The 5,615-nt window shown below is 62.7% G+C and carries 5 protein-coding genes; 4 read left to right on the top strand and 1 reads right to left on the bottom strand.

Annotated elements, in window-relative coordinates:
• Positions 1-19: 19 nt before the first annotated feature.
• On the bottom strand, positions 20-1,372 hold the full coding sequence (locus tag HX873_RS31250; protein WP_177029209.1) for a tetratricopeptide repeat protein: 1,353 nt from the start codon (positions 1,370-1,372) through the stop codon (positions 20-22).
• A gap of 290 nt (positions 1,373-1,662) precedes the next feature.
• Between HX873_RS31250 and HX873_RS31245 the strand changes: the two genes are divergently transcribed.
• From HX873_RS31245 to HX873_RS31230, 4 genes are all read left to right on the top strand, one after another.
• Complete coding sequence (locus HX873_RS31245) at positions 1,663-3,246, top strand: ABC transporter substrate-binding protein (protein WP_008431399.1); 1,584 nt, start codon at positions 1,663-1,665, stop codon at positions 3,244-3,246.
• A complete protein-coding gene (locus HX873_RS31240; RefSeq protein ID WP_087693384.1) occupies positions 3,243-4,220 on the top strand; it encodes an ABC transporter permease in 978 nt (325 codons plus the stop codon). Before HX873_RS31245 ends, HX873_RS31240 begins: the two co-directional genes overlap by 4 nt.
• Positions 4,220-5,047: an ABC transporter permease gene (locus tag HX873_RS31235; RefSeq protein ID WP_003210288.1), complete on the top strand. Its 828-nt coding sequence runs from the start codon at positions 4,220-4,222 to the stop codon at positions 5,045-5,047. The genes HX873_RS31240 and HX873_RS31235 overlap by 1 nt, the downstream gene beginning before the upstream one ends.
• The coding region (locus HX873_RS31230) for an ABC transporter ATP-binding protein (RefSeq protein WP_177123826.1) at positions 5,044-5,615 on the top strand (572 nt) is incomplete at its 3' end. The genes HX873_RS31235 and HX873_RS31230, both read left to right, overlap by 4 nt.

Below are 5,615 nucleotides of genomic sequence, written 5' to 3'. Positions count from 1 at the left end.
AACCAATACAAGCCATCACCTAAATAACGGATATCCCCCCAATCCGCGCCCGCGCCCGCAGTGCCTCCCCAGGCAACCCCAAAGCCTCATACACCACCACCAAAGCTCGGTTCGTCGGGACATCCAGCCCGTCATACCGCCGGCGCAATTCCAGCGTCTGCTGCGCCCCAAGCCAATCCCCAACCCGCAACCGTGCGTCCAGCTCCACCTGCGCAAACAAATCCCGCTGCGCATGACTCCCGCCAATCTCATTCAGCCGCGGCAACGCTATCCCCAGCTGTTCCAACGCCCGCCGGGCATCCCCCCGGGCATGCGCCAACAACCCCTCAGCCAACGGCAACGTCACTTCCCCCCAAACCGGCCGCGCTTCCACACTGTGCCTGCGCAAAGCCGCCAACAACTGATCCGCCTCAGGCTTGCCCGCCCGGGCCAACCCATACAAATACTGCACACTCAAAAACGGCTGTACCGCATCCCCAACCCGACGCTGCAGGTAGGGCGCCAACGCCTGCCACCGCTCACCCACATCAATCCCGGCCAGCTCCAGCCGCGCCAGCAATGACACCGCGCCCACCTGATCCTGGGAGTACTCCGGCAAGATCCCCCACACATGCCGGTCATAAATCTCCAGCACCCGCTGATCCTCCCCGCGCCCCAGATAAAACAACGCGAGATGCCACCAGTTATGGGTGTACATGAACGAGTTAAGCCCGTCCCAGTGCTGCTTCACGCCCTCCAGAAACCCGATGCCTTCCTCGATACGCCCCTGGGTCAGCATCACATGGGCCAATGCGTGATGGGCCCATGGCTCGGACGCCTGCAACCGCAACGCTTCAAGCGCACTGGCCTCGGCTTCCTCCAGCAAATGACACTGCTCATACGCAAACGCCAGTAGCCCGTGACTGTGGGCGATATCCGGCGCGCCGGCGGTGGCTTTCAAACCGATCCGCAGCAGCGCCGGCCAGTTGCCCCGGTTGAATTCCAGGTACTGGTTGAGCTTGGCCGCAAGCAGGTCCCGCGGATAAAGATCCAGCAGATGCTCGCTGAGGCGCAGCACTTCATCCAGCTCGTCGTTGATCCAGGCTTGCAGCACTTGCAGATACACGAGCGCCCGTGGATGCCGGGAATTCACCGCCGCCGCCCGCTGACGGTACTTCTCGGCCAGCACAGGGCCCTCGGGCGACTCGATAAACATCAGCAGCAGGCCGGCAAATCCGTTGGCCAATGCTGAGTCGGGGTCGGCATCGGCGACCGCGAGGATGCCCTCGGCACGGGGCTGATAGCCGAGAAAACCGCCGACGAAATCATCCAGGCCCTGACGGGTGGCGGGGTTGAGGGTGTCGATGGGGTTGCCCAGGTAATCCAGTGACATGCGCTTCAAACTCATGGGTTCAGATAGCGGTTAGAAGGGCAAACCTTGTGCCAGTGATGGGGCTCTCGACCTTCAAACCTTACCGTAGCAGCTGCCGAGCCTTNNAAGGCTCGGCAGCTGCTACGCACAACCATTCCTCAAGAGGGCGGGCTGTTGCTTTTTCCACACTCGTCCCGGCCACTGTGGTTTTTTCATCACTGCCAAGGCCTGTGATGCCCGCAAACGCGGCCCGTCGCCCCATGGCACAGCCCTTGCTAAATCCCTGACAAAACCTTAGCCAAGGAGTCTCCATGCGCCCTTTATCTTTTCGCCGTGTCCTTTCATACCTGGGACTTGGCGCCGTGCTGCTGGCCGGCACCGCTCAGGCGCAACCCCATGACGGCGGGGTGCTGAACCTGGTGGCCCAACCCGAACCGCCGTCGCTGATGCACGGCGTGGTCAGCCACGTGTCCACCCAGTACGTCAGCGGCAAGATCCTCCAGGGCCTGCTGACCTTCGACACCGACCTGAAACCCAAACCGGTATTGGCCAAGGCCTGGACCGTTTCTCCCGATGGCCTGACCTACACCTTCGATTTGCAGGACAACGTGCGCTGGCATGATGGCCACGCGTTCACCGCCGATGACGTGGTGTTCAGCTTCCAGACCTTCTACCCCGAAGTGGACAAGCGCCTGGGCGGGGTCTTCACCGAGTACGTCGACAGCATCACCGCGAAGGGCCCGCTGCAGGTGGTGTTCCAGCTCAAGAAACCCTTCGCGCCGTTGCTCTCGGCCCTGGGCAGCGGGCTGCGGCCTGTGGTGCCCAAGCACCTCTACGAGAACACTGACTTTCGCAACAACCCCTATAACCTCAAGCCTGTCGGCACCGGCCCGTTTGTGTTTGTGGAGTGGAAACGCGGCGCCTATATCAAGCTGGCAAAGAACCCCGACTACTGGAAAAAGGGCCTGCCACACCTGGATGCGATCATCTTCCACGTGATCCCGGACGGCTCGTCCCGCGCTGCGGCGTTCGAGCGCAACGACGTGCAGGTGCTGCGCAGCGGTGATGCCGACTATTCCGACCTCAAGCGCCTGACCGCCTTGCCGGACGTGCAGTCGTCGGAAAAAGGCTGGGAGCTGTATTCCGGCCTGGCCTTCCTGCAGATCAATACGCGCAAGCCGCCGCTGAACAACCCCAAGGTGCGCCAGGCGATCCTGTATGCGCTGAACCGCCAGTTCATCGTCGACAACATCTTCTTCGGTTCGGGCAAGGTTGCCCCCGGCCAGTTCGTGTCCACCTCGCCGTACCACGACCCGCAATTGCCGCAGTACACCTATGACGTGAAAAAAGCCAAGGCGCTGATTGCCGAGTCCGGCGTGGACGTGGGCGCCGTGCGGATTCGCCTGCTCAACGGCGAGAAGGGCGGTGCCTGGGAGCGCCTGGCCGAATACACCAAGCAAGCCCTGCAGCCGCTGGGCTTCAAGGTACAAGTGGTGACGTCCGACGCCGCCACCTGGTTCCAGCGCGTCAGCGACTGGGACTTCGACCTGACCTACAACTTCATCTTCCAGATCGGCGACCCGTACCTGACCAACGCCTACCTGTACCGCTCCGACTACATCCTCAAGACTTCGCCATTTGCCAACGTCAGCGGCTACAACAGCCCCGAGGCCGATGCCCTATGGACCCAGGTCGCCAACACCCCGGAAGGCCCGGAACGCACCAGGCTCTATAGCCAGTTGGAAAACGTGCTGAACACCGACCTGCCGATCGCGCCGATCTTCGAAATGCGCTACCCGACACTGTTCCACAAAGAGGTGAAGAACCTGCTGCAAACCGCCACCAGCCTTAACGAAGACTACGAAAGCGTCTACCTCGACGCGCCTGCACCATGAACGGGTTGCTGTATTTCAGCGGTCGCCTGCTCAAGGCACTGTTGATGATTGTGGCGGTGCTGGTGCTGGGCTTTTTACTGATCCGCCTGGCGCCGGGTGACCCGGCGCTGCTGTTGGCCGGCGAGGCGGGGGTGGACGATGTGCAGTTCATCGAACACCTGCGCCAGACCATGGGCCTGGACAAGCCGTTGCTCACGCAGTTGCTGATCTACCTGGGCAATATCGCCCATCTGGACCTGGGTTATTCCTACCGCAACCAGACCTCGGTGTGGTCGCTGATTGCTGAGCGCTTGCCGGCAACACTGGCCCTGATGGGCTCGGCATTTTTGCTCTCGTCGGTGCTTGGCGTCACCCTGGGGACGTTGGCCGCCCGGGCCCGACAGAAGCGTCACTGGCTGGATGGCGTGATCTCCCACGGCGCATTGCTGCTGTATGCGATGCCGCCATTCTGGCTGGCGATGCTGCTGATCCTGTTGTTCTCCGTCAGCCTCGATTGGTTGCCGGCGTTTGGCATGGAAACGGTGGCACAGGACTTTTCCCTGCTCGACCGGCTCAAGCACCTGCTGCTGCCGTGCGTGTCGTTGAGCGTGCTGTTCCTCGCCTTGTATATCCACCTGACCCGCGCCGCCGTGCTCGACGCCCTTGGCCAGGAATACGTGCGCACCGCCCACGCCAAGGGCCTGCACCCGCGGCGGATTTTGTACGTGCATGTGTTGCGCAATGCGCTGTTGCCGGTGGTGACCTTTGCCGGTTTGCAACTGGGCCAGTTGGCCAGCGGCGCGTTGCTGGTGGAGGTGGTGTATTCCTGGCCGGGGATTGGTCGCTTGATGTACGACTCGCTGGCCCAGCGTGACTACGGCGTGTTGATGGGCGGTTTCCTGGTGATCTCGATTCTGGTGGTGGGCTTTAACGTGTTGACCGATGTGATCTGTCGTTTTCTCGACCCGCGTATCGGTGCAGGAGTGCAAGGCTGATGCTGGTTTTCCGACGTTTTGTGCGCCAGCCTGCGGCGTTGATCGGTGCGCTGTTTTTGCTGCTGCTGACGCTGTTGGCGATCGCCGCCCCCTGGCTGACCAGCAGCTCGCCATGGGAGATGAACAGCCAGCCGATGCTCGCGCCATTCCACGACCCGGCCCATTGGCTGGGCAGTGACCTGCTCGGTCGCGACCTCGCCAGTGGCCTGCTGTACGGCGCGCGGGTGTCCCTGGCCGTGGGGGCGCTGGCCAGCCTGGCGACCCTGGTGGTGGGCCTGCTGGTCGGCGCGGTCGCCGGCTATTTCGGTGGCTGGCTCGATGGTGTGCTGATGCGCATTGCCGAGTTCTTCCAGATCATTCCGCAACTGGTACTGGCGGTGATCCTGGTGGCGATCCTTGAGCCGTCCCTGTTCTCCATCGTGCTGGCCATCGCACTCGTAGCGTGGCCGGCGGTGGCGCGGTTGGTGCGCAGTGAGTTCCTGACCCTGCGCCAGCGCGAATTCGTGCAGGCCGCGCGTGTGCTGGGGCAGTCGCCGCTGGGGATCATCGCCCAGCAGATCCTGCCCAACGCCCTGGCGCCGCTGCTGGTGACCATGACCTTTGTCATGGCCACGGCGATCCTCACCGAAGCGGCCCTGGCGTTTCTCGGCTTGAGCGACCCGGAAGCCATGAGCTGGGGCTACATGATCAATGCCTCCCGTGGCTTGCTGCGGGACGCCTGGTGGATGAGCTTTCTGCCGGGGTTGGCGATTGTGCTGTGCGTGCTGGCGGTCAATCGAGTCGGTGAAGGTTTGCGTGTGGCCTTTGAGCCCGGGAGGTCGCTATGACGTTGTTGAGTGTTGAACATTTGCGTATCGCCTTGCCGGCCGGTGCGGATCGCAGCCATGCGCTGTATGACCTGTCGCTGCAACTGAGCAGTGGCGAATGCTTGTGTGTGGTGGGTGAATCCGGTTCCGGCAAGTCAATGCTGGCCAAGGCTTTGCTGCGCCAGTTGCCGGAGCCGCTGAAGGTGGAAAGCGGGCGCCTGGTGTTTCGCGACGAAGACCTGGCCGACCGCAGCGAAGAGGCCATGCGCCAACTGCGCGGGCGGGATATCAGCATGGTATTCCAGGAACCCATGAGCGCCCTCAACCCACTGTTGCGGGTGGGCGAACAGATCGATGAAACCCTGCGCGCCCATGGCGTGGCGGCAGCACGGGTGCGGCGTCAGCGGGTGGTGGATTTGCTCGGTTATGTCGGCTTGCCCGACCCTGAGCGCTTGCGACTGGCGTATCCGTTTGAACTGTCTGGCGGGCAGCGTCAGCGGGTGGTGATCGCCATGGCCCTGGCGTTTGATCCGGCGCTGTTGATTGCCGATGAGCCGACCTCGGCGCTGGACGTGACCACCCAGGCGCA

Origin of the sequence: Pseudomonas sp. P7758 (genome assembly GCF_013386485.1) — a bacterium.
Classification (GTDB): Bacteria; Pseudomonadota; Gammaproteobacteria; order Pseudomonadales; family Pseudomonadaceae; genus Aquipseudomonas.
The sequence above is the reverse complement of the archived record's forward strand: the minus strand, read 5'-3'. Positions and strand labels throughout refer to the sequence as shown.